Annotated in this window: 21 protein-coding genes; 17 read left to right on the top strand and 4 right to left on the bottom strand. The window is 67.1% G+C overall.

Annotation, left to right across the window (positions count from 1 at the left end; all coding sequences use genetic code 11):
• Position 1: 1 nt before the first annotated feature.
• The 10 genes from ACIPXZ_RS09440 (at position 2) to ACIPXZ_RS09395 (ending at position 12,037) form a co-directional block, all read left to right on the top strand.
• Positions 2-496 (top strand): hypothetical protein, encoded by a 495-nt coding sequence (locus ACIPXZ_RS09440; protein WP_400592909.1) that lies wholly within the window; start codon positions 2-4, stop codon positions 494-496.
• A gap of 18 nt (positions 497-514) precedes the next feature.
• Positions 515-1,765, top strand: coding sequence for a glutamine-hydrolyzing carbamoyl-phosphate synthase small subunit (gene carA, locus ACIPXZ_RS09435; protein ID WP_400592907.1), 1,251 nt, complete (start codon positions 515-517; stop codon positions 1,763-1,765).
• 2 nt (positions 1,766-1,767) lie between these two features.
• Complete coding sequence (gene carB / locus ACIPXZ_RS09430) at positions 1,768-5,070, top strand: carbamoyl-phosphate synthase large subunit (protein ID WP_400592904.1); 3,303 nt, start codon at positions 1,768-1,770, stop codon at positions 5,068-5,070.
• Positions 5,063-5,929, top strand: coding sequence for an orotidine-5'-phosphate decarboxylase (gene pyrF / locus ACIPXZ_RS09425; protein WP_400592902.1), 867 nt, complete (start codon positions 5,063-5,065; stop codon positions 5,927-5,929). The genes carB and pyrF overlap by 8 nt, the downstream gene beginning before the upstream one ends.
• Positions 5,930-6,082: 153 nt before the next feature.
• A complete protein-coding gene (gene mihF, locus ACIPXZ_RS09420; RefSeq protein ID WP_400592899.1) occupies positions 6,083-6,400 on the top strand; it encodes an integration host factor, actinobacterial type in 318 nt (105 codons plus the stop codon).
• Positions 6,401-6,439: 39 nt separating this feature from the next.
• Positions 6,440-7,012: a guanylate kinase gene (gmk, locus tag ACIPXZ_RS09415; protein ID WP_400592896.1), complete on the top strand. Its 573-nt coding sequence runs from the start codon at positions 6,440-6,442 to the stop codon at positions 7,010-7,012.
• A gap of 95 nt (positions 7,013-7,107) precedes the next feature.
• The gene (rpoZ, locus tag ACIPXZ_RS09410) at positions 7,108-7,380 is read left to right on the top strand and encodes a DNA-directed RNA polymerase subunit omega (RefSeq protein WP_400593328.1); all 273 of its coding nucleotides are present in this window, start codon (positions 7,108-7,110) and stop codon (positions 7,378-7,380) included.
• Between the two features lie 27 nt (positions 7,381-7,407).
• Positions 7,408-8,637 carry a bifunctional phosphopantothenoylcysteine decarboxylase/phosphopantothenate--cysteine ligase CoaBC gene (gene coaBC / locus ACIPXZ_RS09405; RefSeq protein WP_400592893.1) on the top strand — a complete coding sequence of 410 codons (1,230 nt, stop codon included), beginning with the start codon at positions 7,408-7,410 and terminating at the stop codon, positions 8,635-8,637.
• A gap of 107 nt (positions 8,638-8,744) precedes the next feature.
• Positions 8,745-9,953, top strand: a complete 1,209-nt coding sequence (gene metK / locus ACIPXZ_RS09400; RefSeq protein WP_400593325.1) for a methionine adenosyltransferase — start codon at positions 8,745-8,747, stop codon at positions 9,951-9,953.
• 14 nt (positions 9,954-9,967) lie between these two features.
• Complete coding sequence (locus ACIPXZ_RS09395) at positions 9,968-12,037, top strand: primosomal protein N' (RefSeq protein ID WP_400592891.1); 2,070 nt, start codon at positions 9,968-9,970, stop codon at positions 12,035-12,037.
• 22 nt (positions 12,038-12,059) lie between these two features.
• Here the strand turns inward: ACIPXZ_RS09395 and ACIPXZ_RS09390 are convergent, their stop codons facing one another.
• The 4 genes from ACIPXZ_RS09390 to ACIPXZ_RS09375 are packed head-to-tail and all read right to left on the bottom strand — an operon-like array spanning position 12,060 to position 15,896.
• On the bottom strand, positions 12,060-13,142 hold the full coding sequence (locus ACIPXZ_RS09390) for a glycosyltransferase family 4 protein (protein WP_400592888.1): 1,083 nt from the start codon (positions 13,140-13,142) through the stop codon (positions 12,060-12,062).
• Positions 13,139-14,068 (bottom strand): alpha/beta fold hydrolase, encoded by a 930-nt coding sequence (locus ACIPXZ_RS09385; protein ID WP_400592885.1) that lies wholly within the window; start codon positions 14,066-14,068, stop codon positions 13,139-13,141. Before ACIPXZ_RS09385 ends, ACIPXZ_RS09390 begins: the two co-directional genes overlap by 4 nt.
• A complete protein-coding gene (locus ACIPXZ_RS09380; RefSeq protein ID WP_400592883.1) occupies positions 14,068-14,904 on the bottom strand; it encodes an aldo/keto reductase in 837 nt (278 codons plus the stop codon). The genes ACIPXZ_RS09385 and ACIPXZ_RS09380 overlap by 1 nt, the downstream gene beginning before the upstream one ends.
• 47 nt (positions 14,905-14,951) lie before the next feature.
• A complete protein-coding gene (locus ACIPXZ_RS09375; protein WP_400592880.1) occupies positions 14,952-15,896 on the bottom strand; it encodes a sugar-binding transcriptional regulator in 945 nt (314 codons plus the stop codon).
• A 118-nt stretch (positions 15,897-16,014) separates the two neighbouring features.
• Here ACIPXZ_RS09375 and ACIPXZ_RS09370 point away from each other — a divergent pair, with 118 nt between their 5' ends.
• From ACIPXZ_RS09370 to ACIPXZ_RS09340, 7 genes are all read left to right on the top strand, one after another.
• Complete coding sequence (locus ACIPXZ_RS09370) at positions 16,015-17,772, top strand: glycerol-3-phosphate dehydrogenase/oxidase (RefSeq protein WP_400592878.1); 1,758 nt, start codon at positions 16,015-16,017, stop codon at positions 17,770-17,772.
• Between the two features lie 66 nt (positions 17,773-17,838).
• Positions 17,839-18,588 (top strand): MIP/aquaporin family protein, encoded by a 750-nt coding sequence (locus ACIPXZ_RS09365; protein ID WP_400592875.1) that lies wholly within the window; start codon positions 17,839-17,841, stop codon positions 18,586-18,588.
• A gap of 28 nt (positions 18,589-18,616) precedes the next feature.
• Positions 18,617-20,131 carry a glycerol kinase GlpK gene (gene glpK / locus ACIPXZ_RS09360; protein WP_400592872.1) on the top strand — a complete coding sequence of 505 codons (1,515 nt, stop codon included), beginning with the start codon at positions 18,617-18,619 and terminating at the stop codon, positions 20,129-20,131.
• Positions 20,132-20,497: 366 nt separating this feature from the next.
• Positions 20,498-23,008, top strand: a complete 2,511-nt coding sequence (gene leuS / locus ACIPXZ_RS09355) for a leucine--tRNA ligase (RefSeq protein ID WP_400592869.1) — start codon at positions 20,498-20,500, stop codon at positions 23,006-23,008.
• Between the two features lie 82 nt (positions 23,009-23,090).
• A complete protein-coding gene (locus tag ACIPXZ_RS09350) occupies positions 23,091-24,122 on the top strand; it encodes a DegV family protein (protein ID WP_400592866.1) in 1,032 nt (343 codons plus the stop codon).
• A 49-nt stretch (positions 24,123-24,171) separates the two neighbouring features.
• Positions 24,172-24,996 carry a helix-hairpin-helix domain-containing protein gene (locus ACIPXZ_RS09345; protein ID WP_400592863.1) on the top strand — a complete coding sequence of 275 codons (825 nt, stop codon included), beginning with the start codon at positions 24,172-24,174 and terminating at the stop codon, positions 24,994-24,996.
• Between the two features lie 7 nt (positions 24,997-25,003).
• Positions 25,004-26,686, top strand: coding sequence for a ComEC/Rec2 family competence protein (locus ACIPXZ_RS09340; RefSeq protein ID WP_400592860.1), 1,683 nt, complete (start codon positions 25,004-25,006; stop codon positions 26,684-26,686).
• The last annotated feature ends 16 nt before the right edge of the window (positions 26,687-26,702 follow it).

Raw genomic sequence — 26,702 nt, 5'->3', positions numbered from 1 at the left:
CGTGGACAAGATCCTGCCGGGCGTGGCCATGCTGGCCGTCGCCGCCCTCGTGATCGTGCTGCTCTTCATCGGCTGGCGGAACAGGCGACGACGTCAGGACGCCCTGGAGCCGCTGCCCGCCGTCCCTGAACTCGGTGAGCCGCAGCTCGCCGTCGTCGGACAGTACGTCACGACGACGACCGAGGGAGACTGGCTGGACCGGGTGGCCGCCCATGGCCTGGGTATCCGGAGCCAGGCCGGGATCGCCGTTCACGACGCGGGAGTGCTGATCAGCCGGCCGGGCTGCGAAGAGCTCTTCATCGCGGCAGATGCGCTCCAGGAGATCCGGCTGAGCAGCGGCATGGCCGGGAAGTTCCTGGGCAAGGACCGGATCCTGGTACTGAGCTGGCGACTGGGCGACAACGTCCTGGACACCGGCTTCCTGCCCCGGAACGAAGCCGACACAGAACCACTGCAACAAGCCGCCGAGCGGCTCCTGGGCCAGGCCGCGGCCTGAACCCCACACCTATTCGAGATGACAGACCACACTCCAGCGAACACAGAGGACACAGTGAGCATTCAAACGCCTGAGGCGAGCACCGGCGCAGCAGTTCTCGTCCTTGAAGACGGCCGCATCTTCCGCGGTCAGAGCTACGGTGCAGTAGGCACCACCCTCGGTGAAGCGGTCTTCACCACCGGCATGACCGGTTACCAGGAGACCATCACCGACCCCTCCTACGCCCGGCAGATCGTCGTGCAGACGGCACCCCACATCGGCAACACCGGCGTCAACGGCGAGGACGCCGAATCGCGGCGTATCTGGGTGGCCGGGTACGTCGTCCGCGACCCCGCGCGACGTCCCTCCAACTGGCGCAGCGAGGCGAGTCTGGACGAGGAATTGGTCCGGCAGGGCATCGTGGGCATCCAGGGCATCGACACCCGCGCGCTGACCCGTCATCTGCGTGAGCACAAGACCATGAGGGCCGGCATCTTCTCCGGCGAGGCGGCGCAGGCGAGCGACGCCGAGCTGCTCACCGCCGTGCGGGACAGCCAGCCGATGGAAGGCTCCCGTCTGGCCGAAGAAGTCAGCATCGACGAGGCCTACACGGTGGAACCGTCCGAGCACGGCTGGGAGGGGGAGCCCCGCTTCACCATCGCGGCCATCGACCTCGGCATCAAGGCCATGACTCCTCAGCGCTTCGCCGAGCGCGGCGTGCGAGTGCATGTCCTGCCGGCCACTGCGAGCCTGGAGGACGTCAAGGCCGTCAACCCGGACGGTTTCTTCATGTCCAACGGCCCGGGCGACCCCGCCACGGCGGACGCCCAGGTCAGCCTGCTGCGCTCCGTGCTGGATGAGAAGCTGCCGTACTTCGGCATCTGCTTCGGCAACCAGATCCTCGGACGCGCCCTCGGCTTCGGCACCTACAAGCTGAAGTACGGCCACCGGGGCATCAACCAGCCCGTCATGGACCGTCGGACCGGCAAGGTGGAGATCACCTCGCAGAACCACGGCTTCGCCGTGGACGCCCCCATGGAAGGCGCCAGCCAGGCACCTGAAAGCCGTTTCGGACGCGTCGAGGTCAGCCACGTGAGCCTGAACGACCAGGTGGTCGAAGGACTCGCGTGCCTGGACATCCCGGCCTTCTCCGTGCAGTACCACCCTGAGGCCGCATCGGGTCCCCACGATGCCGCCTACCTGTTCGACCGCTTCATCGAGCTCATGGAAGCCCAATCGGCTGTTCCAACCCAGAGCACCAAGTCCACGACCAACGACAAGGACGCCTGAGCATGCCCAAACGTACCGACCTCAAGAGTGTCCTCGTCATCGGCTCCGGACCGATCGTCATCGGTCAGGCCGCCGAGTTCGACTACTCCGGGACGCAGGCACTGCGTGTGCTGAAGGAGGAGGGCCTGCGGGTCATCCTCGTCAACTCCAACCCGGCCACCATCATGACGGACCCCGAGTTCGCCGACGCGACCTACGTCGAGCCCATCACCCCCGAGGTGGTGGAGAAGATCATCGCCAAGGAGCGCCCGGACGCCGTGCTGCCGACCCTCGGCGGCCAGACCGCGCTGAACACCGCCATCGCACTGGACAAGAACGGCGTGCTCGCGAAGTACGACGTCGAGCTGATCGGCGCCAACATCGCCGCCATCGAGCTCGGTGAGGACCGCGAGAAGTTCAAGGGCGTCGTGGAGCGCTGCGGCGCCGAGAGCGCCAAGAGCCACATCATCCACACCATGGAGGAGGCACTGACGGCGGCTGATGACCTCGGCTATCCGATGGTGGTCCGCCCGTCCTTCACCATGGGCGGCCTGGGGTCCGGCCTCGCCTACAACGAGAATGATCTGCGCCGCATCGTGGGCCAGGGCCTCCAGTACAGTCCCACCAGCGAGGTGCTGCTCGAAGAGAGCATCCTCGGCTGGAAGGAGTACGAGCTGGAGATGATGCGCGACAAGAACGACAACGTCGTGGTCGTCTGCTCCATCGAGAACTTCGACCCGGTCGGCGTGCACACCGGCGACTCCATCACGGTGGCGCCGGCGCTGACCCTCACGGACCGCGAGTACCAGAAGCTGCGCGATGTCTCCATCGCCGTCATCCGTGAGGTGGGCGTCGACACGGGCGGCTGCAACATCCAGTTCGCCGTCAACCCGGAGACCGGCCGCGTGGTCGTCATCGAGATGAACCCGCGTGTCTCGCGCTCCTCGGCCTTGGCGTCCAAGGCCACGGGCTTCGCGATCGCCAAGATCGCCACGAAGCTCTCCCTGGGCTACACCCTGGACGAGATCCCCAACGACATCACCCAGAAGACTCCGGCCAGTTTCGAGCCGACCCTGGACTACGTCGTCGTCAAGGTGCCCCGCTTCGCCTTCGAGAAGTTCCCCGCAGCGGATCCGACCCTGACCACCACCATGAAGAGCGTCGGCGAAGCCATGGCCCTTGGCCGCAACTTCACCGAGGCCCTGCAGAAGGCCCTGCGCTCCCTGGAGCAGAAGGGCGCCTCGCTGGACTTCAGCCCGGTTCCCGAATGGGAGGTGGAGGAACTCATCGAGAAGGCCAAGCGCCCGACGACCGAGCGCCTGCACCAGGTGCAGCGCGCCCTGCTGGGCGGTGCCACGGTGGAGCAGCTCTTCGAGGCGACCAAGATCGACCCGTGGTTCCTGGACCAGCTCCAGCTGCTCAACGAGGTGTCCACGGACATCCGTAAGAGCGAGGCCCTGACCCCGGAGATGCTGCAGCTGGCCAAGCGTCACGGCTTCTCCGACGCGCAGATCGGCTCCCTCACCCACAACAGCGAAGCAGTGGTCCGCGGCGTCCGCCAGGCGCTGGGCATCCGTCCCGTCTACAAGACCGTGGACACCTGTGCTGCGGAGTTCGCCGCGTACACGCCGTACCACTACTCGTCCTACGACGAGGAGGACGAGGTGGGCCTGCACGCCAAGCCGTCCATCATCATCCTCGGCTCCGGCCCCAACCGCATCGGTCAGGGCATCGAGTTCGACTACTCCTGCGTCCACGCCTCCATGGCGTTGCGCAAGGCCGGCTACGAGACCGTGATGATCAACTGCAACCCGGAGACGGTCTCCACGGACTACGACGTGTCCACCCGGCTGTACTTCGAACCGCTGACCCTTGAGGACGTCCTCGAGGTCATCGCCGCGGAGGAGCGCACGGGCGGCGTCATGGGCGTGTTCGTGCAGCTCGGCGGTCAGACCCCGCTGAAGCTCGCACAGGAACTGGCCGACGCCGGTGTGCCGATTCTCGGCACGCAGCCGGAGGCGATCGATCTCGCGGAGCACCGTGGCGCCTTCGCCAATGTGCTCGACCGGGCAGGTCTCGTCTCGCCGAAGAACGGCACCGCGGTGTCCTTCGAGGACGCCAAGAAGGTGGCCGATGAGATCGGCTATCCGGTCCTGGTGCGCCCGTCCTATGTGCTCGGCGGCCGTGGCATGGAGATCGTCTACGACGAAGCGAACCTTCTGCGCTACATCACCAACGCCACGGAGATCACCCCGGATCACCCGGTGCTCATCGACCGCTTCCTGGAGGACGCGGTGGAGATCGATGTGGACGCCCTGTTCGACGGCAAGGACATGTACCTCGGCGGCGTCATGGAGCACATCGAGGAAGCCGGGGTGCACTCCGGCGACTCCGCCTGCGTCCTGCCGCCCATCACCCTGGGCGCCACCGTCGTGGAGCGCGTGCGTGAGGCCACCCGTGCCATCGCGGAGGGTGTCGGCGTGCGCGGCCTGATCAACATCCAGTTCGCGCTGGCCTCCGACGTCCTCTACGTTCTTGAGGCGAACCCTCGCGCTTCGCGCACGGTTCCCTTCGTCTCGAAGGCGACGGGTGTCCAGATGGCCAAAGCCGCGGCCCTGATCGGCGCCGGCGTGACCATCCATCAGCTGCGCAGCGCCTACAAGATGCTGCCGGAGGAGGGCGACGGCGCGAACCTGCCCCTCGAGGCTCCTGTTGCGGTGAAGGAGGCCGTGCTGCCGTTCAGCCGCTTCCGGACCGAGGACGGCCACGTCGTCGACTCCCTGCTGGGCCCGGAGATGCGTTCCACGGGCGAGGTCATGGGCATCGACAAGCACTTCGACACCGCCTTCGCCAAGAGCCAGGCCGGCGCCAACAACCCGCTGCCGCGAGAGGGCCGCGTGTTCGTCTCGGTGGCGAACCGGGACAAACGCGCCGTGATCCTCGCGGTCAAGCGCCTCTCCGACCTCGGCTACGAGATCGTCTCCACCGGCGGCACTGCGGATGTTCTGCGCCGCAACGGCATCCAGGCCACCCTGGTGCGCAAGGTCGCCGAAGGCCAGGGTGCCGGTAAGGGCGAGAACACCATCGTCGACCGCATCGTGGCCGGTGAGATCGACATGGTCTTCAACACGCCGTCCGGTGGCGAGGCCCGTGGTGATGGTTACGAGATCCGTGCCGCGGCCACCTCGATCGGCATCCCGTGCATCACCACGGTGGCGGAGTTCAACGTGGCCGTGCAGGCCATGGAGGCGATCCGTACCTACGAATGGGATGTGACCAGCCTGCAGGAGCATGCTGCGGTGCTCGCGGCGGTGCGCAATGGCTGACCAGACCACGACGAATCGCCGCTCCGCGTCGGCGGGCGCCGGTTTCGGTGCCCGCCTGGCGGAGGCCATGGCCTCCCTCGGGCCGCTCTGCGTGGGTGTCGACCCGCACCCTGGTCTCCTGGAGGCCTGGGGGCTGGAGGACTCGGCCGCGGGGCTGAAGGAGTTCTCCACCCTGGTGCTGGAGGCGGCCTCCGGTCGTGTGGCCGCCATCAAGCCTCAGGTGGCGCTCTACGAGCGGCACGGCTCGGCGGGCCTGGCCGTGCTGGAGACATTGCTGGCGGATGCCGCGTCGGCTGGTGTGCTGACGATCGCCGACGCCAAGCGCGGTGACATCGGTTCCACCATGGCGGCCTATGCGGACGCCTGGCTCTCGCCGTCGTCGCCGCTGGCCGCTGATGCGGTGACTCTGAGCCCGTACCTCGGATTCGAGTCGCTGCGTCCCGCTCTGGACTTGGCTGCGGCTCACGGCCGGGGTGTCTTCGTACTGGCGCTGACCTCGAACCCTGAGGGCGCCGGGGTGCAGCACGTCGGGGGAGAGGCTTCGGTCGCCCGTCGCATCGTCGAGGCCGCCGCAGCGGAGAACGACGGCGTGACGCCCCTGGGCTCCGTCGGCCTCGTGGTCGGGGCGACGGTCGGTTCCGCCTTGGAGGAACTGGGCATCGACCTGGCCGGGCTGAACGGGCCGGTTCTCGCGCCGGGGCTCGGCGCGCAAGGCGCGACGGGGGAGGACCTGAAGCGCACTTTCGGTGCCGCCTACCCACAGGTGCTCGGAACGTCCAGCAGGGACATCCTGAAGGCCGGGCCATCCGTTCCGGCGCTCGTCTCCGCCATCGGCCGGACCCTGGAGGGACTGCGCTGAGAACGACGCGCAGAGCCGTGTAACACCATGTCAGCCAGGAGGCCACCGGAATCGGTGGCCTCCTGGCTATGGTGCCGGGACTCACTTTCCGGTAGGTTCGCATCAACCGTCAGTTGCATCCGTGGCCGCGGATGCCGGAAGGTGGGAGAAGCCATGAGTCTGCGAGTCCTGACCAGCACGGAGCGAAGCGCCGCCCTAGCCAAGGCGGCTGCGGCACGCCAGACGCGCGCCCGTCTCAAGGAAGCCCTTAAATCCGGCGAGCTGACGGTTCCCCAGGTGCTGGAACAGGCGGAGCAGGATCCCGCCATCGCCCGCCTGAAGGTCTCCGAACTGCTTGAAGCGTTCCCTGGCATCGGCCGGGTCCGTTCGCAGACGATCATGACCCAGTTGCGGATCGCCGCGTCCCGCCGGGTGAGGGGCTTGGGCGTGCACCAGCGCAAGGCCCTGATAGATTTTCTCGAAGAGAAATAGCCCAGGCGGCCCACGGGCGGCCTATGACCAGAGGAATCCGTGAGCTCACTTTCCGGCCTCACCGTGCTTGCCGGCCCCACCGCCGTCGGCAAGGGCACGGTCTCCACCTATATTCGTGACAACTACCCTCAGGTCTGGCTGTCCGTTTCAGCCACGACTCGTCCTCCTCGTCCCGGGGAGCAGGAGGGGACCCACTACTTCTTCAAGTCGCCGGAGGAGTTCGACCGGCTCGCGGGCGACGGGGAGTTCCTCGAATGGGCCGTGGTGCACGGGGTGAACCGGTACGGCACGCTGCGCAGCACCGTCGAGGCGGCATTGGCCGACGGCAAGCACGTACTGCTGGAGATCGATCTGCAGGGCGCACGCCAGGTGAAGGCGGCCGTCCCGGACGCACGCTTCGTGTTCCTGGCACCGCCGAGCTGGGACGAAATGGTCCGCCGCCTGGTGGGCCGTGGCACGGAAACCCCTGAGGAACAGCAGCGTCGGCTGGAAACCGCTAAACTGGAACTTGCTGCCGAGCCGGAATTCGATCACACCGTGGTCAATGACGACGTCCGGAGGGCGGCGGATGAACTTGTCCAGCTCATGGGTTTGACTCCGAACCCTCGCTGAGAAGCCACCATTGAGCGGAACCTGCCCGGCGGGCTCCGCACCGGATCCTTGCCGAGGACCCGGGACGATTGAACGAGAAGATCCTGGAGAACACCGTGTCCACCAACCTTGAGGGCATCATCAACCCGCCGATCGACCAGCTGCTCGAAGCGGCTGATTCGAAGTACGGCCTGGTCATCTTCGGTGCCAAGCGCGCGCGCCAGATCAACGCCTACTACGCGCAGCTGAACGAAGGCCTCTTCGAGTACGTCGGTCCGCTCGTCGAGACCCGTATGAACGAGAAGCCGCTGTCGATCGCACTGCGCGAGATCAACGAGGGCCTGCTCGAGTGCAAGCCGGCCGAGGTTCCGGCCGAAGACGCCGAGTAGTCCAGGCACCAGGTCAGGAAGACGCGCATGCGGATCGTCCTTGGCGTCGGAGGAGGGATTGCAGCCTTCAAGGTTGCATCCCTCCTCCGTCTTTTCACCGAAGCCGGCCACCAGGTCACCGTCGTGCCCACGGAGGCGGCGTTGAACTTCGTGGGGCAGGCCACCTGGGAGGCGCTCTCCGGCAGACCCGTGAGCACGTCCGTCTTCGATCACGTGGATCAGGTGAACCACGTCAGGCTCGGCCAGGAGGCTGATCTGGTGGTCGTGGCCCCGGCCACGGCGAACATTCTCGCCCGTGCCGCACACGGACTGGCGGATGACCTGCTCGGCAACACGCTTCTGGTGGCCACCTGCCCGGTGCTGTTCGCGCCGGCCATGCACACGGAGATGTGGCGGCATGCAGCGACACAGGCGAATGTGGCGACTTTGCGGAGCCACGGTGCTCATGTCCTGGATCCCGACGTCGGCCGACTGACCGGCAAGGACAGCGGTCCGGGCCGGCTTCCCGAGCCCCAGGCCATCTTCGCGGCCGCACTGGCGCTCGTGGAGGACCCCGCCCGCGCGGTACATCACGCCGAGCGGCCTCTGGCAGGCCGTCATGTTCTGGTCTCAGCAGGGGGCACTCAGGAGCCCTTGGACCCTGTGAGGTTCCTGGGGAACCGGTCCTCCGGCAAGCAGGGCATCGCCCTCGCCGCTGCGGCGCGCGACGCCGGGGCTCAGGTCACGCTGGTCGCGGCACATATCGAGGTTCCGGTGCCGGCCGGCGTCGAGCTGGTCCGGGTCGGCACGGCTGAAGAGTTGCGCCAGGCCATGATCGAGCACAGCCCGGCCGCCGATGCCGTACTCATGGCGGCCGCCGTCGCAGACTTCCGCCCGGCGGAACGGTCCGGGACGAAGATCAAGAAACGTGCCGAGGGGACCGACCCCGTGATCGAGCTGGTCCGCAACCCGGACATCCTCGCCGAGCTGGTCCGGCTCCGGCATGCAGACGCGCGCCAGCAGCTGATCCTCGGCTTCGCCGCCGAAACCGGTGATGATTCGGGCAGCGTCCTGGAGTACGCACGGCAGAAGCTCGAAAAGAAGGGCTGTGACCTCCTCGTGGTCAATCACGTAGGGGAGGACAAGGTGTTCGGCCAGGACGTCAACTCGGTCGAGATCCTGTCCCGTTCGGACCGTGAGATGCAGCACGTCGAGGGATCGAAGAACGCGGTTGCGCGCGCCGTCGTCGAGCGCGTGGCGGCCGAACTGGCCGATTGAACCGACCGATTGAACCCTGGCACCGCCTGACCGTTCTGTCCACATATCGTCATGTGCGCGGCGAAGCGGCTCGGCGAGGCCGGTAGAGTGTACGGGTGACCTTTGCCATGCAGAATTCTTCGCACACCGGCCTCCGGCTGTTCACCTCCGAGTCCGTCACCGAGGGGCACCCGGATAAGATCTGCGACCAGATCAGTGACTCGATCCTGGACGCCCTGCTCGCCGCAGATCCCGAGTCGCGGGTGGCCGTGGAGACCATGGCCACCACCGGCCTGGTGCACGTCGCCGGCGAGGTCACCACGGACGCCTACGTCGAGATCCCGCAGATCGTGCGTGAGACCATCCTGGGCATCGGTTACGACTCCTCGGCCAATGGCTTCGACGGTGCACGCTGCGGAGTATCGGTCTCCATCGGTCAGCAGTCCAATGACATCGCCGACGGCGTGTTCAACTCCGTGGAGGCCCGGGAGGGCCGCACCTCGGATGACTACGATCTGCAGGGTGCCGGCGATCAGGGCATCATGTTCGGCTATGCCAGCGATGAGACCGCCACGTACATGCCGACCCCGATCTGGCTGGCCCACCGTCTCTCGGAGCGACTGACCGAGGTCCGTAAGAGCGGCGAACTGGCTTACTTGCGCCCGGACGGCAAGACCCAGGTCACGGTGGGCTATGACGGGGACAAGCCCGTCTCGGTGGAGACGGTCGTCATCTCCAGCCAGCATGCCGAGGACTCCTCGCTCGAGCAGCTGCGCTCCGATCTGGCGAACCACGTGATCACTCCGGTGCTCGCTGCGGCCGAACTGGACACCTCCTCGGCGCGCAACATCCTCAACCCCGCGGGCAAGTTCATCATCGGCGGCCCTGTGGGCGACGCCGGTCTGACGGGCCGCAAGATCATCGTGGACACGTACGGCGGCTTCGCGCGCCACGGCGGTGGCGCCTTCTCCGGCAAGGACCCGTCGAAGGTGGACCGCTCGGCCGCCTATGCCATGCGCTGGGTGGCGAAGAATGTCGTGGCCGCCGGTCTGGCCCGTCGCGCGGAGATCCAGATCGGCTACGCCATCGGACAGGCCCGCCCCGTGGGCATCTATGTGGAGACCTTCGGCACCGAGACGGTGGACCCCGCACGGATCAGCGCGGCCATCGGGGAGGTCTTCGACCTCCGCCCCCGCGCCATCATCGACGCCCTCGATCTCAAGCGCCCGATCTATGCCAAGACGGCCGCTCACGGGCACTTCGGCCGCGAGGATCCGGATTTCACCTGGGAACGGCTGGACAAGGTGGCCGATCTCAAGGCTTATTTCAACGCCTGAGCCGGTGACGCGAGGTGCAGGACGGACTCTTCCCCGCGACTGAGCCGGAGGGCGCTGCCCTCCCGGGGCTCGATTCGGCCGGACCGTGGCAGCCCTCGGACCCTGCCGAGAAGCCTGCCGCCCAGAATCCGGTGGCGCGCGTCGTCGTCGAATCCCCGCTCCCTCATCTGGACCGCCCTTTCGACTACCTGGTTCCGGAGGACCTTGACGAGCAGGCGGTTCCTGGTGCTCGCGTCAGGGTCACCTTCGCTGGACGGGCCTTGCACGGTTATCTGATCGAGCGCCGGGCCGACAGCGACGCCGGAACGCGTCTGGCCATGCTGGGCAAGGTCGTCTCGGCGGTCCCGGTTCTCACCCCGGAGGTCCTGGACCTCTGCCGGGCGGTTGCGGCAAGGTACGCGGGGACCGTCAGTGATGTGCTGCGCCTCGCGGTGCCGAGCCGGGTGGCCAGCTGTGAGAAGGACTGGGCCCCTCGTACGGGGGATCTGCCCGCCGTGCCCGAGGCCGGATCCCCGGAGGCGCCGGCGTGGGACCGGCTCCGGAACGGTTCAGCCTTCCTGCATCACCTGCGCCAGGGCGAGAATCCCCGGGCCGTGGTGTCGATTCCCGAGGGGTTCGGACCGCACGCCTGGCCTCAGCTGTTCACCGAGGCGGCACTGGCCACGCTGGCTTCCGGCCGCAACGTTCTGTTCGTGGTCCCGGATCAGCGTGATCTCCGTCGTCTTGAAGCCGTACTCGCCGAGTCTTTGCCGCGCGGACTCGTCGCCCGGCTCACCGCGGAGGACGGCCCGTCCGTGCGCTACCGCGAGTACTTGCGGGTGCTCGGCGGCTATGCGCGGGTGGTGATCGGGACGCGTGCCGCCGCCTACGCGCCGCTCGGCGATCTCGGCCTGGTCGGTATCTGGGACGACGGCGACGATGTGCACGCCGAGCAGCGTGCCCCGTATCCGCATGCCCGCGAAGTCCTGATGCTCCGCAGCAGCGAGGGGGCCGGGGCCGCTTGCGTCCTGGCCGGTCATGCTCGCAGCACCGAGGCGCAGCGTCTCGTGGAGAACGGCTGGGCGGGTTCGGTGAGTGCCGACCGTCCACTGCTGCGGACCGTGACGCCGCGTGTGGTGAACACTGCCGATTCCTACCACCAGGAGCGTGATCCGCTGAGCACGGCGGCTCGTCTGCCGCACGCCGCCTGGCAAGCCGCGAAGGACGGACTGGACCTCGGCCCGGTGCTGATCCAGGTGGCCCGTTCCGGATACGCCCCGGCCCTGCTCTGCTCCCAGTGCGGCACGCGGATGCGCTGCACGAACTGTGAGGGGCCCCTGCATGTGCCTGCGCACGGAGCCGCGCCGGAATGCCGCTGGTGCGGCTCGGTGCAGCGGGCACTGAGCTGCCGTGAGTGCGGGTCCAACAAGTACACGGTCACGGGCAACGGGGTTCTCCGGACGGCCGAACAGCTCGGGAGGGCCTTCCCCGGGGCCCGGGTGGTCTCGTCCTCTGCAGGCCGGGTGAAAGACACCGTTTCCGGTGCCGGGACGCTGGTGGTGGCGACCCTTGGCGCCGAACCTGTGGCCACTGAAGGGTATGCCGCAGCTCTGCTGCTGGACGGCGAGCAGATGCTCCGCCGGGAGAACCTCCGGGCCGCCGAGGAGACCGTGCGGCGATGGTTCAACGCTGCGGCGCTGGTCAGGCCGGCCAAGGACGGGGGAGTCGTGATGGTGACGGCCGAACAGGAGAACCCTGTGGGGGCGCTGGTCCGCTGGGATCCGGCGGCCTTTGCGGCCCGGGAGCTGGAGGAGCGCCGCGAACTGCACCTGCCCCCGGCCGTGCGAGTGGCAGCGCTGACCGGGCCGCGAGAGGCGGTGGAGTACCTTCAGGCCGCCCTCTCGCCCCTGATGGTCGGGCCGACGGAGGTCCGCTGCGTCGGGCCGGTTCCGATCGGTGAGGACGGCTACCGTACGCTCGCGTTCATTCCGTTCGCTGTCGCATCCGAGGCCGCGAAGCTGCTGAGAGCCGCCAAAGCAGCCTCCTCGGCGAAGCGCACCCACGGTGCCGCCCAGTTGCGCTTCGACGGCGTCGACCTGCTCTGACCGCTCAGGATCTGCGTTCGCTTCACGCCTTGCGGGCGCGCAGCCGCACGACTTCCCCTGCGGCGGCGAGCAGTTCCTGCGCGGACCGCTCCCAGGAGAAACGGGCCGCCTGATCCACGGACGCGGCACTCCTGGCCGCCCATGCGCCGTCGTCCTCCAGGGCGAGCACGGCGGAGGAGAAGGCCGCCGGGTCCTCGGCGGGGACGTATGCTGCGGCGTCGCCACCCACCTCGCGGAAGATGGGGGTGTCCGCCACGACCACCGGTGTCCCGAGCGCCATGGCCTCCACGAGAGGCAGGCCGTAACCCTCGGCCTTCGAGAGCGTCACGAGTGCGGCGGCGTTCCGCAGGAACCCTTCATACTCTTCGTCACTCACGCCATTGTGGAAGACCACTTCCGCGCCGGCCGGAACGAGGGCCTCCAGTTGTTCACGGCGGGCCGGTGCGATACGGCTCATCAGGCGCAAGGTGTATCCCGGGAGTCCCACCATGCCGCGGATGAGCGTTTCGACGTTCTTGTACTCCATGAAGGACCCCATGTAGACGAGTTCCTTCGACGGCGCTTCGGAGGCGTCGCGGGGCACCGCGCCGGGCTGAGGTGCGTTGCCGATGATCCGCACGGGTTTGTGCGTGAGACGGAACTTCCTCATCAGTGATTCGGTGGTGCGGCTGATGGTCGCGACGATGTCGGCCCGGTTCAGCAGCAGCCGCTGCGGCCAGTAGGCCTTGTGGTAGAGCCGCCACAGCACTCGCACCGGCGCCGGCAGGAAGCCGGGGGGCGCGGGGTGCTCGTAGTAGATCAGATCGTGCAGGGTGAGGATGAGTCCGTACTTGCGTCCCCACGACCCCATGGTCTGCATGGGACAGACCACGACATCCGGCTGCAGACGATTGACCCGACGCGCCACGAACAGCTCCAGCGGTGACAGCGGGCTCCCGATCTTGATGTACGGGACCTCCGGGAGCAGCTTCAACTGACGGTCGTCGCAGATCAGCATCGTCACGTCGGCGACCTTGGCACAGGCCTCGATGAGACTGGCACCGTAGCGGCTGATCCCGTCGTGATGGTCCATGCGGGTGAACCTGGCGTCGATCACCAATTTCATGCTGGGTACTCCTGAAGGAAGTGGTCGATGGCATTCGCGGCGATTCCAGGAGTCTCGTAGTGGATGAGGTGGCCGACGCCGTCGATCACCACCAGACGGGAATCGGGGAGTGCCGCGTGGAGGGTCTCCTGGGCGGGAAGGGGGGCGACCTCATCGGTGGAGCCGACCACCAGCAAGGTGGGCAGCGTCAGCTTGTCCGCGCGCTCGGTGACGGTGCCGGACACGGACGCCCGGAAGGACTCCAGCAGACTGGAGCGGCTGTCGAAGTCACTGAAATAGGCGTCATGCTGCGCGTGGATGAAACGGCGCAGATCCTTGTTCCTGGTCCGGGCCATGGTGACACTCATGATGCGCACGATGGCCGGGTTGGCCAGCAGCGCGCGCCCCGCGCCTTCGGGCAGTGCGGCGGCCGCCCGGTAATAGAGGATGGCCAGTTTCGTCAGGAATCCCTTGGGCCCTTCCAGCGCCGGTGCCGCGATCGGGTTGATCAGGATCAATGGATGGACGCGGCCCGGGTGCTCGCTGACGAAACGGCTGCACACCAGCGACCCGAAGGAGTGGCCGAGCAGAACGGTGTCGGGTCCGAGCCCTAGCGCGTCCAGGAACTCGGCGACGAAGCGGCCGTAGCCGTCAAGGGAGTGCTCCCGTCCGCGGAAGGCGGGGGAGGCGCCGAAGCCCGGCAGGTCGGGGGTGATGAAGCGATGGCCGGGCAAGAGGTCCACCAGGCGGAGCAGGCCGTGGTGGTCGCCACGGAAACCATGGATGACCAGGATCGTCCTGCTGGCATCGTCGGGTTCACTGGCCCGGTGCTCCCAGTAATGGACGGGACCGCTGGGAAGCTCCACCACATGACGGGACTCGCGGTCACGCAGAGCAGGGGAGATGAACCCGGAGGTATCGGGGGAGCCGGCGTGTTGCGTGGGCATCAGTTCACCGCGTCCGGATGGGAACCACTGCGGAAGTCACGGTCGAGTCCGGCGATCTCCGCCATGTCGGCAGGGCTGAGGGCGAAGTCGAAGAGCGCGGAGTTCTCTGCGATCCGGGCCGCGGTGCTCGCCTTGGGGAACGTCACGGAGCCTTCCTGGATCTGCCAGCGCAGCGCCACCTGGGCGACACTGCGGCCGTGCTCCGACGCGATGCGCTGCAGCGCCGGGTCCTCGAGGAGCCGGCCGCGCGCGAGAGGGCTCCAGGCCTCGGTGGTGATGCCGTGCTCGGTGTGGAACGCCCTCAATTCGCGCTGCTGAAGCCAGGGATGCATCTCCACCTGGTTCACGGCAGGCACCACCTCGCATTCGTCGAGGACACGCTCGAGGTGCTCGGGCTGGAAATTCGACACGCCGATGGCCCGGACGCGTCCCTCACGGTACAGGGTCTCCAGGGCCTTGTAGCTCTCAACATAGAGGCCTCGTGCCGGCGCCGGCCAATGGATGAGGTACAGATCGAGCACGTCCAGTCCCAGGGCGACCATGCTCGCATCGAAGGCCCGCAGCGTGCTGTCGTACCCCTGGTCGTCGTTCCAGACCTTGCTCGTGACGAAGAAGTCCTCCCGCGCCAGGGAGCCTTCCTCGAGCACCGCGCCCAGGGCGCGGCCGAGCGCGAGTTCGTTGCCGTACATCGAGGCCGTATCCAGATGGCGCAGGCCCGCGTCGACAGCTGCGGGCACGAGATCCCGGACCGACTCGGCTGGGACCTTGTAGAGGCCGAAGCCCAATTGGGGGATCTCCACCCCGTTGTTCAGGGTGACGGTGGGAATGCGGCTCATGATTGAAGACTCTACCGAAGACGGCCGGGCTCTCCCCGGGGACCCGCTCAGGCGGACACGAGGAGGCGGGCCGTCTTCTCGTCGAGGATGAGCTCGGTGACCAGGCCCGCCGCGAGGGCTCCCTGAAGGCCGTTGATCTTCCCTGCGCCGGACACCACGCAGACCCGGCGGGGCGCGCGGCGCAGCTGCTCGTGACTGGGGCCGGTGGAACGTGCGTTCAGGGGGATGCCATCGGTGGTTCCGTCGGCGCGGAAGAACACGGTGGCAACGTCGCCGACCACTTCGTGACGGGCCAGGGACTCCAGGTCTTCACGCTCCAGATATCCACCGGCGTACACGTGGCTGGGATAGCCGGCGTCGATGCCACCGACCCCGAAAAGGGCCATGGTCATGCGGGACTGCAGGTCCAGCATCCGGGCCACGCTGCGTTCGCGCCACATGGCCTGGCGGGTCTCCACGTGGTCGAAGAACGCAGGCACGGGGAACTGTTCCACCTTGGCCCCGTAAGCCCGGCCGAAGCGGCGCAGGATCTCACTGGAGTAGGAGATCCCGGTGGAGTGGGTGTTGCCGGCACCGTTGAGCTGGACGATCACGCTGTTGTGGGTGGGCTTGCTCGTCAGATGGCGGCTGACAGCGCTCATGGTCGCACCCCACGCCACTCCGACGATGGAGTTGGAGTCCACCTGCGGGGTGATGGTCCGCGCCGCGTACAGGGCGACACGTTCCAGCGCATCGGCTTCACCCATGCTGCTCGGAACGGGCACCACGTGGGCGTCCACACCGAAACGTTTCTTGATCAATTGTTCAAGCTCCGGTGCCATGTCCAGACTGGACCTGACCTGGATCTGGACGAGTCCCGTCTCCCGCGCTGTCGCAAGGAGCCGGGAGACCGTGGACCGTGATGTGCGCAACTCGCGGGCGATCGCGTCCATCGTGAGGTCCTGCAGGTAGTAGAGCTGGGCTGCTTTGAGGACGTCCCCGTCTTTCCGCATCGGAACCCCTTCTGCACGTTCGTGCATTTCGCTTGACGGTAATTTTCACTGTTTCCAAGAATAGTGGGACGTGCCGTCCTGGCACCTAGAACGACGTGAAACCCCTCCCGGAGAAACGATGTCCACGCAGCAGAACGCAGCCCCCCGTACCCCTCAGACTCGGCAGACCGTCCAGGCGATCGCCGGGCGTCCGTCCGCCACCGTGCTGATCGTCGGTGGAGGCATCAACGGCGTGGGAACCTTCCGCGATCTCGCCCTCCAGGGTGTGGACGTGGTGCTGGTGGAGCGCGGCGACTACTGTCAGGGTGCGTCCGGTGCGTCCTCCCACATGATTCACGGCGGCATCCGCTATCTGGAGAACGGCGAGTTCCGTCTCGTGAAGGAATCGGTCGTGGAGCGCAACCGCCTCATGAAGATCGCCCCGCACTACGTGAAGCCCCTCAAGACCACCATCCCGATCTTCAGCACCTTCTCCGGAATCCTCAGTGCGCCGATCCGCTTCCTGACTCACAAGCAGGGCAAGCCCCAGGAGCGTGGCGCGTTCCTCATCAAGCTCGGCCTGAGCCTCTACGACTCCTTCTCCCGCGACGGCGGCACGGTGCCCCGCCACCAGTTCCGCGGACGCGACAAGGCCCTGCAGGAACTGCCGCGGCTGAACCCGGGCATCAAGTACGCCGCGAGCTACTTCGACGCCTCGGTGCACAACCCCGAGCGCCTCACGCTCGACGTTCTCAATGACGGCCTGAAGGCCGGCGGTGAGAAGGCCCGTGCCGCCAACTACCTGAGCGTGGTGGGTCCCGCAGAGTCCTCCGACGGCGTCGTACGGCTCCGTGATGAACTCACCGGCGAGGAGTTCGACTTCTCCGCCGACGTCGTCGTCAACGTGACCGGCGCCTGGGTCGACCAGAGCAACACCGCGCTCGGGGCGCCGACCCGCTTCATGGGCGGCACCAAGGGTTCCCACATCGTGCTCGACCACCCGGAACTGCTCGCCGCCACCGGTGGCCGGGAGATCTTCTTCGAACACACCGACGGCCGGATCGTCCTCATCTACCCGATGGGCGACCGCGTCCTGGTGGGCACCACGGACATCAATGCCGACATGAACGAAGACGCCGTCTGCACTCCTGAGGAGATCGACTACTTCTTCGATCTCATCTCCCACGTCTTCCCGGACATCTCGGTGACGAGCGATCAGATCGTGTACACCTTCTCCGGCGTCCGGCCCCTGCCGCGACACGATGACACCGCACCCGGATTCGTCTCCCGTGACTACCGCATCGAAAAGCGCGAGCAGGACTTCGGCACCGCGAAGGCGACCGTACTGAGCCTCGTGGGTGGCAAGTGGACGACCTTCCGCGCACTGTCCGAACATCTTTCCGATGAGGTCCTGGGGCTGATCGGTGCCTCGCGCACGGTGTCCACCGCCAAGCTTTCGATCGGCGGCGGAGTCGGTTTCCCCTCGGACGACGCCGGCGTCCAGCAGTGGATCAAGGCCCGTGTCAACCCTGCGGCGGGACTCGACGCGGCGCGCGTCGACGTCCTTCTGACCCGCTACGGCACCCGTGCCGACGAGGTGATCGCTTATCTTGCCGACGGCGAAGACCGCCTTCTGCACTCCACCCATGAACTCAGCGTGCGCGAGCTTCACTGGATGGCGGATCACGAGCAGATCGGCCACCTGGTGGACGTCCTCATCCGCCGCACCTCCCTCGCTTTCCGTGGCCTGGTCACGGGAGAACTCCTCCGCGAAACGGCCGAGGCCTTGTCAGAACAGCTTGGCTGGGACAAGGATCGGATTGTGGAGGAATGCAATCATGCCGCCACTGTCCTGGAAAACCTTCACCTGGTACAGCTCGACAGCCTGGTTGCCTAGCCCCTCGGGGCGAACAGTCCCCGGGCGCGGGCCCGGGGACTTACAGCACATCTCAAGGAGTCAATGATGTCTCTTGGAATCATCTTCCTTTCGGAAGTCTTCGGTACGGCAATGCTCACTCTCCTCGGCTGTGGCGTTGTCGCCAACACCGCCCTGAAGGGGACCAAGGGCAACAACACCGGGTTCCTTTTCGTGAACTTCGGCTGGGGCCTCGCGGTCTTCGCCGGTGTCTTCGTGGCCGCCAAGTCCGGCGCCCACCTGAACCCGGCGGTGACGCTGGGCATCGTGGCCTCGGGCAAGGGCGAGTTCGTCCCCGGGATCCCGGTGGACGCGGCCTCCATCTTCACCTACCTCGGTGGTGAGATGCTCGGCGCCTTCATCGGTGCCGTGGTCTGCTGGCTGGCCTACAAGCAGCACTACGACCTGGAGCCGGACCCGGCCAACAAGCTCGGCACCTTCTCCACCGGTCCTGCCATCCGCAGCTACGGCTGGAACCTCGTCACCGAGATCGTGGCCACCTTCGTCCTGGTGTTCGTGATCCTCTGCTTCGGTGGATCGCCCTCCGGACTCGGCCCGCTCGCCGTCGCACTTCTGGTGGTCGGCATCGGTGCATCTCTCGGTGGCCCCACCGGTTACGCCATCAACCCGGCCCGTGACCTCGGCCCGCGCATCGCCCACGCCGTGTTGCCCATCAAGGGCAAGGGCGGAAGCGATTGGAGCTATGCCTGGGTTCCCGTGGCCGGTCCGATCATCGGCGGCCTGATCGCCGGTTGGGCCGCACACCTGCCCATCGTCTTCACCGCAGTGGCCAAGTAAGCGACCCGCAAGGAACTGAGGAAAACTCATGTCTGAATACGTCATCGCCATCGACCAGGGCACCACGAGCAGCCGCGCCATCGTCTTCGACCGGAAGGGCACCATCGTCTCCACCGGTCAGATGGAGCACGAGCAGATCTTCCCGCAGGCGGGCTGGGTCGAGCACAACGCCTCAGAGATCTGGAACAACACCCGTGAGGTGATCGCCAGCGCTCTGTCCAAGGCCAATCTGACCCGTCACGACATCGCAGCCGTCGGCATCACCAACCAGCGTGAGACCGCCGTCGTCTGGGACAAGAACACCGGTGAGCCGGTCTACAACGCCATCGTCTGGCAGGACACCCGCACGCAGTCCATCGTGGACGAGCTTGCGGCCGACGGCGGCGTCGAGCGTTTCAAGCAGAAGGTCGGCCTGCCGCTGGCCACCTACTTCTCCGGCACCAAGGTGAAGTGGATCCTCGACAACGTCGAGGGCGCCCGTGAGAAGGCCGAGGCCGGGGACCTGCTCTTCGGCACCACCGACTGCTGGGTTCTCTGGAACCTGACGGGCGGCGTCGACGGCGGCGTGCACGCCACCGATGTGACCAATGCCTCCCGCACCATGTTCATGGATCTGCAGAGCCTTTCCTGGGATCAGGACATCCTGGATGCCTTCGGTGTCCCGGCGTCCATGCTGCCCGCCATCAAGTCCTCCTCCGAGGTCTACGGCACGGTGCACACCTCCCAGCTGCTGCGCGAGGTGCCGGTGGCGGGCATCCTCGGTGACCAGCAGGCTGCGACTTTCGGCCAGGCGGCATTCAACGCCGGCGAGGCGAAGAACACCTATGGCACCGGTTGCTTCCTGATCTTCAACACGGACACCGAGATCATCCACTCGAAGAACGGGCTGCTCACGACGGTCGGCTACAAGCTGGGCGACCAGCCGACGCACTACGCGCTGGAAGGTTCGATCGCCGTCGCCGGTTCACTCATCCAGTGGCTGCGGGACAATCTGGGCATGATCGCCAGTGCTCCCGAGGTCGAGCAGCTGGCGGCGTCCGTCGAGGACAACGGTGGCACGTACATCGTTCCGGCGTTCTCCGGTCTCTTCGCACCGTACTGGCGTGCAGACGCCCGCGGAGCGATCGTGGGCCTCACGCGCTACGTCAACAAGGGACACATCGCGCGCGCTGCGCTCGAGTCCACGGCATTCCAGACCCGTGAGGTCCTGGACGCCGTGAACGCCGACTCGGGTGTGCCGCTCACGGAGCTCAAGGTCGACGGCGGCATGGTCGCCAATGAGGCCCTGATGCAGTTCCAGGCAGACATCCTGGGCGTCCCCGTGGTCCGCCCGGTGGTCACCGAGACCACTGCGCTGGGTGCCGCCTACGCCGCCGGCCTCGCCGTCGGCTTCTGGAAGGACCTGGGCGAGCTGTCCGCCAACTGGGGCGAGGACAAGCGCTGGGAACCGCAGATGGACGAAGCCGAGCGTGACCGTCAGCTGCGTCTGTGGAAGAAGGCAGTCACCAAGTCCATGGACTGGGTGGACGAGGACGTGAAGTAGTCCTCCTCACCCAAGCCTGACCGCCTCGCTGTCAAGGGGGCCCCGCCCGTCCCCAGCTGCTCCCTCCGTTCGCAAGCTCGCAGTGGGACCCTCGCAGCTGTGGGCCCACCGCGGACGCCCGAAGCCGCTCCCGGGCCCCCTTGACACCGAGGCACGCCGTAGCCTCGGCGAGGTGCGGTAAAGTGGTGGACATGCACGTCATCCTCCTCCTTAGCTAGCCGTCCTCCGGGTCCGTGTGACCCGTGATGGACGGCCGCCCCTTGAACCCTTTCCGCAGCGCAGGCTGCTGGTGAGGGTTGAGGGGCTTTTGTGTGTGTGGAGTATGGCAGGAACGATGCCGGAGCCGGCGAAGGTGAGAGAGTACGAGTGAGCGTAGAAGCTGAAGAGACCATGGGCGGTGAGTCCGCGCGGGAGCGTGGTTACGACTTCGCCGCGATCGAGGCCGTCTGGGCCAAGGCCTGGGATGAGAACCCCCAGTTCACCCCCGTCGACGACGGTTCGCGCGAACGGCGCTACGTGCTGGACATGTTCCCTTACCCCTCGGGAGACCTTCACATGGGTCACGCCGAGGCGTTCGCGATGGGCGATGTGGTCTCCCGCTACTGGCGCCTGCAGGGCTATGATGTCCTGCACCCGATCGGCTGGGACTCCTTCGGCCTGCCCGCGGAGAACGCTGCGATCAAGCGCAACGCCCACCCGAGCGAGTGGACGTACGCGAACATCGACACCCAGGCGGCGTCGTTCAAGCGCTACGCCATCTCCGCGGACTGGAGCCGGCGGCTGCAGACCTCGGATCCCGAGTACTACCGCTGGACTCAGTGGCTGTTCAAGCGCTTCTACGAGAAGGGCCTGGCGTACCGCAAGGACTCGCCTGTCAACTGGTGCCCCAAGGACCAGACCGTGCTGGCCAACGAGCAGGTCGTCAACGGCGCCTGTGAACGGTGCGGCACACCGGTGACCAAGAAGTCCCTGAACCAGTGGTACTTCAAGATCACGGAATACGCTCAGCGTCTGCTGGATGACATGGACCAGCTGGAGGGTCACTGGCCCGAGCGGGTCCTGGCCATGCAGAAGAACTGGATCGGCCGCTCCGAAGGCGCTCACGTGCGCTTCGTCATCGAAGGGGCGGGGGAGAAGGCGGAACGCGAGACCACCGTCTTCACCACCCGTCCGGACACGCTGTACGGCGCGACCTTCTTCGTGGTCGCCGCGGACTCCGAGCTGGCGATCGAGCTGGTCACTCCGGAGCACGCCGACGCACTGGACGAGTACCGTGAGCAGGTCAAGGCGCTTTCCGAGATCGAGCGCCAGTCCACCGAGCGTCCCAAGACCGGCGTGTTCACCGGCCGCTACGCGATCAACCCGCTCAATGGGGAGAAGCTGCCGGTCTGGGCCGCCGACTACGTGCTGGCCGACTACGGCACAGGCGCCATCATGGCCGTCCCCGCGCACGATCAGCGTGACCTGGACTTCGCCAAGGCATTCGGGATCGCCGTCCGCCCCGTCCTGGAGACCGGCGAGGAGGACCCCGCGGAGACCGGCGTCGCCACCTCCGGTGAGGGAACCCTGATCAACTCCGGCGAGCTGGACGGCCTGAGCAAGGCCGAGGCGATCCCTGCCGCCATCGCGATCCTGGAGCGTCAGGGCACCGGCGAGGGCTTCGTGAACTTCCGGCTGCGTGACTGGCTCCTGAGCCGCCAGCGTTTCTGGGGCACCCCGATCCCGATCATCCACTGCGAGTCCTGTGGCGAAGTGCCGGTTCCGGACGAGGATCTGCCGGTGCGTCTGCCGGACGATCTGCGCGGAGAAGATCTGTCCCCGAAGGGCACGTCCCCCCTGGCCGCTGCGGAATCGTGGGTCAACGTGAACTGCCCGTCCTGTGGTGGTCCGGCGCGCCGCGACAGCGACACCATGGACACCTTCGTCGATTCCTCCTGGTACTTCCTGCGTTTCACCTCGCCGCAGTACACGGACGGCCCCTTCGACCCTGAAGCGGTCAACACCTGGATGCCTGTGGGGCAGTACGTGGGCGGCGTGGAACACGCCATCCTGCACCTGCTCTATGCGCGCTTCTTCACCAAGGTCATCCACGACCTGGGCATGCTGGAGACCACCGAGCCGTTCACCGCCCTCCTGAACCAGGGCCAGGTGCTCAACGGTGGCAAGGCCATGAGCAAGTCGCTCGGCAACGGTGTGGACCTCGGCGAGCAGCTCGACAAGTTCGGCGTCGATGCGGTGCGCCTGACCATGGTGTTCGCCTCGCCGCCGGAGGACGACGTCGACTGGGCCGACGTTTCGCCAGGCGGTTCCGCGAAGTTCCTGGCCCGCGCCTGGCGCCTGGCACAGGACGTCTCGAGTGAGCCCGGGACTCCGACGGAGTCCGGAGACAAGGCGCTGCGTGCGGTGACCCACCGGACGATCGCGGATGCCGCAGACCTGCTTGCGGCCAACAAGTTCAATGTCGTGGTGGCGCGCCTCATGGAGCTGGTCAACGCAACGCGCAAGACCATCGACTCGGGCGCCGGTGCGACCGATCCAGCGGTCCGTGAGGCCGCCGAGACGGTAGCCGTGATCCTGTCGCTGTTCGCGCCGTACACGGCCGAGGACATGTGGCACCTGCTGGGCCAGGAGACGTTCGTCGCGAATGCCGCGTGGCCGGTGGTTGATCCCGCGCTCCTCGTGGAGGATACCGTCACGGCGGTCGTGCAGGTCCAGGGCAAAGTCAGGGACCGTCTTGAGGTTCCGGCGGACATCACGGAAGACGCCCTCCGGGAGATGGCGTTGGCTTCGGAGAACGTCCAGCGGATCCTCGATGGACGGGACATCCGCACGATCATCGTGCGAGCCCCCAAGCTCGTCAACATCGTTCCGGCCTGACCGGAATCGACCTGATCCAAAGAGGGGCGGGACGCGTCATGCGTCCCGCCCCTCGGCTTACGCGAGGAATAGACTGAGCACCATGACCGAGCCGGGGAGTGGAAGCCGGGCGCGCCTGCTGGAGCGCCTCGAAGCATTCCGCGGCCTCGGCTCCGCCGTATCCAGGTCGGCCCGGGCCGAGGGCCGGACGTCGCGTTCGCGGGCCAGGTCCGGGCTGAAAGCCGTCAAAGTCGCCGTCGTCACCGATTCCGCGGCAGCGCTGCCGGCCGAATGGCTGTCTTCCGCGCCGGGCTGTTTCCGGCATGTTGCACTGCCGGTCATGGTGGGGGACGAGATCTTCTCCTCCGCCGATCTGGCGGACGACGACGGCCAGCTCCTGGAACGTCTCAGCCTCGCCCTCGCGACGGGTGAGGCGGTCAAGACGTCCCGGCCGTCTCCGGCGACTTTCGGCGCGGTCTACCGGGAACTGGCGGACGCCGGATACCAGGAGATCGTCTCCCTCCACCTTTCCTCAGGTCTTTCCGGGACGGCCGATGCCGCACGGCTGGCCGCGGCATCGGCCCCGGTGGCGGTTCAGGTCCTGGACTCCCGGACCGCTGCCATGTGTCTCGGCTTCGCGGTCCAGGCCGCTTGCGTCTCCGCCGAGTCCGGCGCGGACGCTGAAGAGGTCCTCCGTGCCGCCGCAGCCAGTCTGGAGAGCAGCACGGTGCATTTCTACGTGCCATCCCTGGAGCAATTGCGCCGAGGAGGCCGGATCGGCGGGGCAGCGTCCTGGTTGGGGACGGTCCTGGCCATCAAACCGATCCTCGGCATCTCCGATGGGCATGTCGTGCCCGTGGAACGGGTCCGATCATCGCCTAAGGCCCTGGCACGCCTGGAGGAGCTCGCGGCTCTTTCCGCTTCCGAGCTCCCCGAGCAGTCCCTCGGCCTTGCGGTCCATCACTTCGGTTCCGAAGCCGCGGCCCGCGAGTTGGCCGGCAGATTGCGGACCCGCTACCCGGCTGCCCCGGCACCGGTGATCAGCGCATTGCCCGCGGTCCTGGCCGCGCATGTGGGCCTCGGTGTCCTCGCCATCGTCAGTGCACAGTTGCCCCAGGACGACTTGTCCCCATAGCCGCCCGGAGGCCGCCGGAGCGTCCGACGACTTTCTTAGCCTTGTGGGCATGGGCGGTGAACAGGGCGGGACGGACAGTGAGTCTGGAGAGGTCGAGTCTGCAGAGACGCTGCGCCGACGACGGTTGGCGCGAGCACTCGGCGAAGTGTTCGTGGAGCCTTCAACGGAGACCCTCCAGCAGCTGCCGCCCGGAACCGGGCAGGGTCTGGCGCGTCGGCGTCGGCACAGCTCCTCCCGCCGGATGCGGCTCGGGACCACCGTCCGTTCCGTGCTGGCCTTGGGCTCCCTGCTGGCGCTGCTATGGCTGGGAACGCTGCTGTTCAGCCCGGTCGCCACGGGAGTTCAGGAGGAGGCCTCCATCTTCTCGCCGGCGGCCTCGCCTCAGGCTGCGGGCGCCCGCCCCGAACGGTCGCCGGGTATCCTTTACATCCACGTCTCAGGCGCCGTGAAGCGTCCTGGGGTCATCCGCCTGCCGGAGACGTCGAGGGTCTTTCAGGCGCTGGAGAAGGCCGGTGGCGCGCTTCCCGGGGCCAGACTCTCCTCGCTCAACCTCGCCGCCGTCCTCCGGGACGGGCAGCAGGTCCGTGTGCCCTCCGAACATGAGGAGACACAGGGGCCGACCGGTCAGGAATCAACCGCCGACGGTGACGCCGGGACGGTTCACGGTGCTCCGTCCGTGGCCTTGGTTTCTCTGAACACCGCCTCAGCCGAACAACTGATGAGCCTGCCCCGCGTCGGGAAAGTGCTGGCCGAACGGATCGTGGCGTGGCGGACGGAACATGGCGCGTTCAGCCGCGTGGAGGAACTGGACGCGGTGGATGGCATCGGGCCGAAGCTTCTTGAACAGCTGACACCGCTGCTCACCCTGGAATAGGAGAGCCATGGCACGGCACAGAAGTCCGGCAGACGTCATCCGGCACCGCTTGCAATCCCGCGACGAACGTATCCAGCGGCAGCTCATGAACTCCTCACGGGTGCCCGACGTCCGTCTCCTGCCCACCGTCCTCGCGGTCTGGGTTGCGAGCTTCGCCCTGCTGCGAAGAGAGCCGTGGACGGCCTGGGGCCTGATCGCCGTCGGGGGACTGATCGTTTTCGGGTGGGCGGTCCTTGAGCTGCGGAGGAGGGGACAGGCATGGCCTCGACGCTGTGACGGGCCGCTGGCCCGTGCTCGCTGGACAGGGTCGTTCGGCATCGCGGGGCTCCTCCTCCTGACCTGTTCCGTCACCGGGCTGGCGAGGATGGCGGACCCGGGCCAGCAGGCTTTGTGGGATGGGACATCCCAGAACAGGGCCGTCCCGGTGGACCTTCTGGTCCTCGGCCATCCGGAACCAGGAGCCGGTGCCCCGTCGGAGCCTTCCACCTCCGGAGGGGCCTGCGTCCGCGGGTGCCGGACACCTGTCCTGGTCACCCGGGTCATGAATGGCACCCATTGGCACTCCGTGCTTCAGAGCGCCACGCTGCAGTGCAGCTCCGATTGCTCTCAGAACGTCACGGTCGGCACACGGCTCCGTGTGCTGGCACGTCCCGAGTCTCGTGCAGACCGGCCGGGCGATCTGACGCTTCGCGTATTGACGCCGGCCGAAACACTGGGGGCACCAGGCCGGGTGGAGCGACTGCTGCGAGGACTCCGCATTGACTTCCTGGCCCGTGCGGCGCGGATCCCAGGAGAAGAAGGGAGTCTCCTGGAAGGGATGGTCCTGGGGGAGAGGTCCCGCAACACGCCGCAGTTCACCCTCGTCATGTTCTCGACCGGACTGGGACATCTGACCGCGGTGTCCGGGGCGAACTGCAGTGTGGTTTTCACGATGGTGGTCCTGCTGCTCCGGTCGTTCCGTGTGCGGAGGGTGCTTGCGGGCGGCTTTGCGATGTCGGCCCTGCTGGCCTTCACGGCGCTTGTCGGGCCGGATCCGAGCGTGCTGCGGGCCGCGGTGATGGCGGGGCTTGCGCTGTCGGTCCTCGTGACGGGGCATCGGAGCCGCGGTCTCCCGTTGCTGTGCTGCACCGTGATCCTGTTGCTCTTCCTGGAACCGGGGCTCTCCGCTGATCTGGGTTTCGCGCTCTCCTCGGCGGCCACGGCGGGGATCATTCTCGGTGCCGTGCCGCTGAGCCTGATGCTGGGCAGGATCATGCCGTACGGCCTGGCGCTCACCGTGTCGGTGCCGTGGGCCGCACAATGGGCGTGCGCACCGCTCGTCGTACTGATCCAGCCCCAACTCACTCCGTACTCGCTCCTTGCGAATGTCCTGGTGGGGCCGTTTGTGGCTCCCGTGACGATCCTGGGGACCTTGGCTCTGGTGCTGGGGCCGGGCGGATCAGGCCTGTCGCAGCCGGTATTTCAGGCGGCGGAGTTCTGCGCGGGCGCCATCTGGCAATTGGCGAAGCTGTGCCACCGCCTCCCGGGCGCTGTTCTCGACTGGCCGCCCGGTGTTCTCGGCTTCGGCACCATGGCCCTCTTCGGACTCTGCCAGGCGGCACTTCTCTGGTGTTTCGCGCATCCGGCGCGGGTCAGCGCGACCTTCGTCCGCCTCCACGGCGTGCTTCGCGGGGACTCCGCGGCACGTTAAGATCGTAGGTAGCCCG

The sequence above is a fragment of the Arthrobacter sp. NPDC090010 genome (assembly GCF_044748305.1).
Lineage (GTDB): Bacteria > Actinomycetota > Actinomycetes > Actinomycetales > Micrococcaceae > Arthrobacter_E.
This window is presented reverse-complemented; position numbering and strand designations above follow the sequence as displayed.

Coding starts and splice junctions, on each gene's coding strand:
- carA (WP_400592907.1), top strand. CDS start 515: ATGACAGACCACACTCCAGCGAACACAGAGGACACAGTGAGCATTCAA.
- carB (WP_400592904.1), top strand. CDS start 1,768: ATGCCCAAACGTACCGACCTCAAGAGTGTCCTCGTCATCGGCTCCGGA.
- pyrF (WP_400592902.1), top strand. CDS start 5,063: ATGGCTGACCAGACCACGACGAATCGCCGCTCCGCGTCGGCGGGCGCC.
- mihF (WP_400592899.1), top strand. CDS start 6,083: ATGAGTCTGCGAGTCCTGACCAGCACGGAGCGAAGCGCCGCCCTAGCC.
- coaBC (WP_400592893.1), top strand. CDS start 7,408: ATGCGGATCGTCCTTGGCGTCGGAGGAGGGATTGCAGCCTTCAAGGTT.
- metK (WP_400593325.1), top strand. CDS start 8,745: ATGCAGAATTCTTCGCACACCGGCCTCCGGCTGTTCACCTCCGAGTCC.
- ACIPXZ_RS09390 (WP_400592888.1), bottom strand. CDS start 13,142: ATGAAATTGGTGATCGACGCCAGGTTCACCCGCATGGACCATCACGAC.
- ACIPXZ_RS09385 (WP_400592885.1), bottom strand. CDS start 14,068: ATGCCCACGCAACACGCCGGCTCCCCCGATACCTCCGGGTTCATCTCC.
- ACIPXZ_RS09380 (WP_400592883.1), bottom strand. CDS start 14,904: ATGAGCCGCATTCCCACCGTCACCCTGAACAACGGGGTGGAGATCCCC.
- ACIPXZ_RS09375 (WP_400592880.1), bottom strand. CDS start 15,896: ATGCGGAAAGACGGGGACGTCCTCAAAGCAGCCCAGCTCTACTACCTG.
- ACIPXZ_RS09370 (WP_400592878.1), top strand. CDS start 16,015: ATGTCCACGCAGCAGAACGCAGCCCCCCGTACCCCTCAGACTCGGCAG.
- ACIPXZ_RS09365 (WP_400592875.1), top strand. CDS start 17,839: ATGTCTCTTGGAATCATCTTCCTTTCGGAAGTCTTCGGTACGGCAATG.
- glpK (WP_400592872.1), top strand. CDS start 18,617: ATGTCTGAATACGTCATCGCCATCGACCAGGGCACCACGAGCAGCCGC.
- ACIPXZ_RS09350 (WP_400592866.1), top strand. CDS start 23,091: ATGACCGAGCCGGGGAGTGGAAGCCGGGCGCGCCTGCTGGAGCGCCTC.
- ACIPXZ_RS09345 (WP_400592863.1), top strand. CDS start 24,172: ATGGGCGGTGAACAGGGCGGGACGGACAGTGAGTCTGGAGAGGTCGAG.
- ACIPXZ_RS09340 (WP_400592860.1), top strand. CDS start 25,004: ATGGCACGGCACAGAAGTCCGGCAGACGTCATCCGGCACCGCTTGCAA.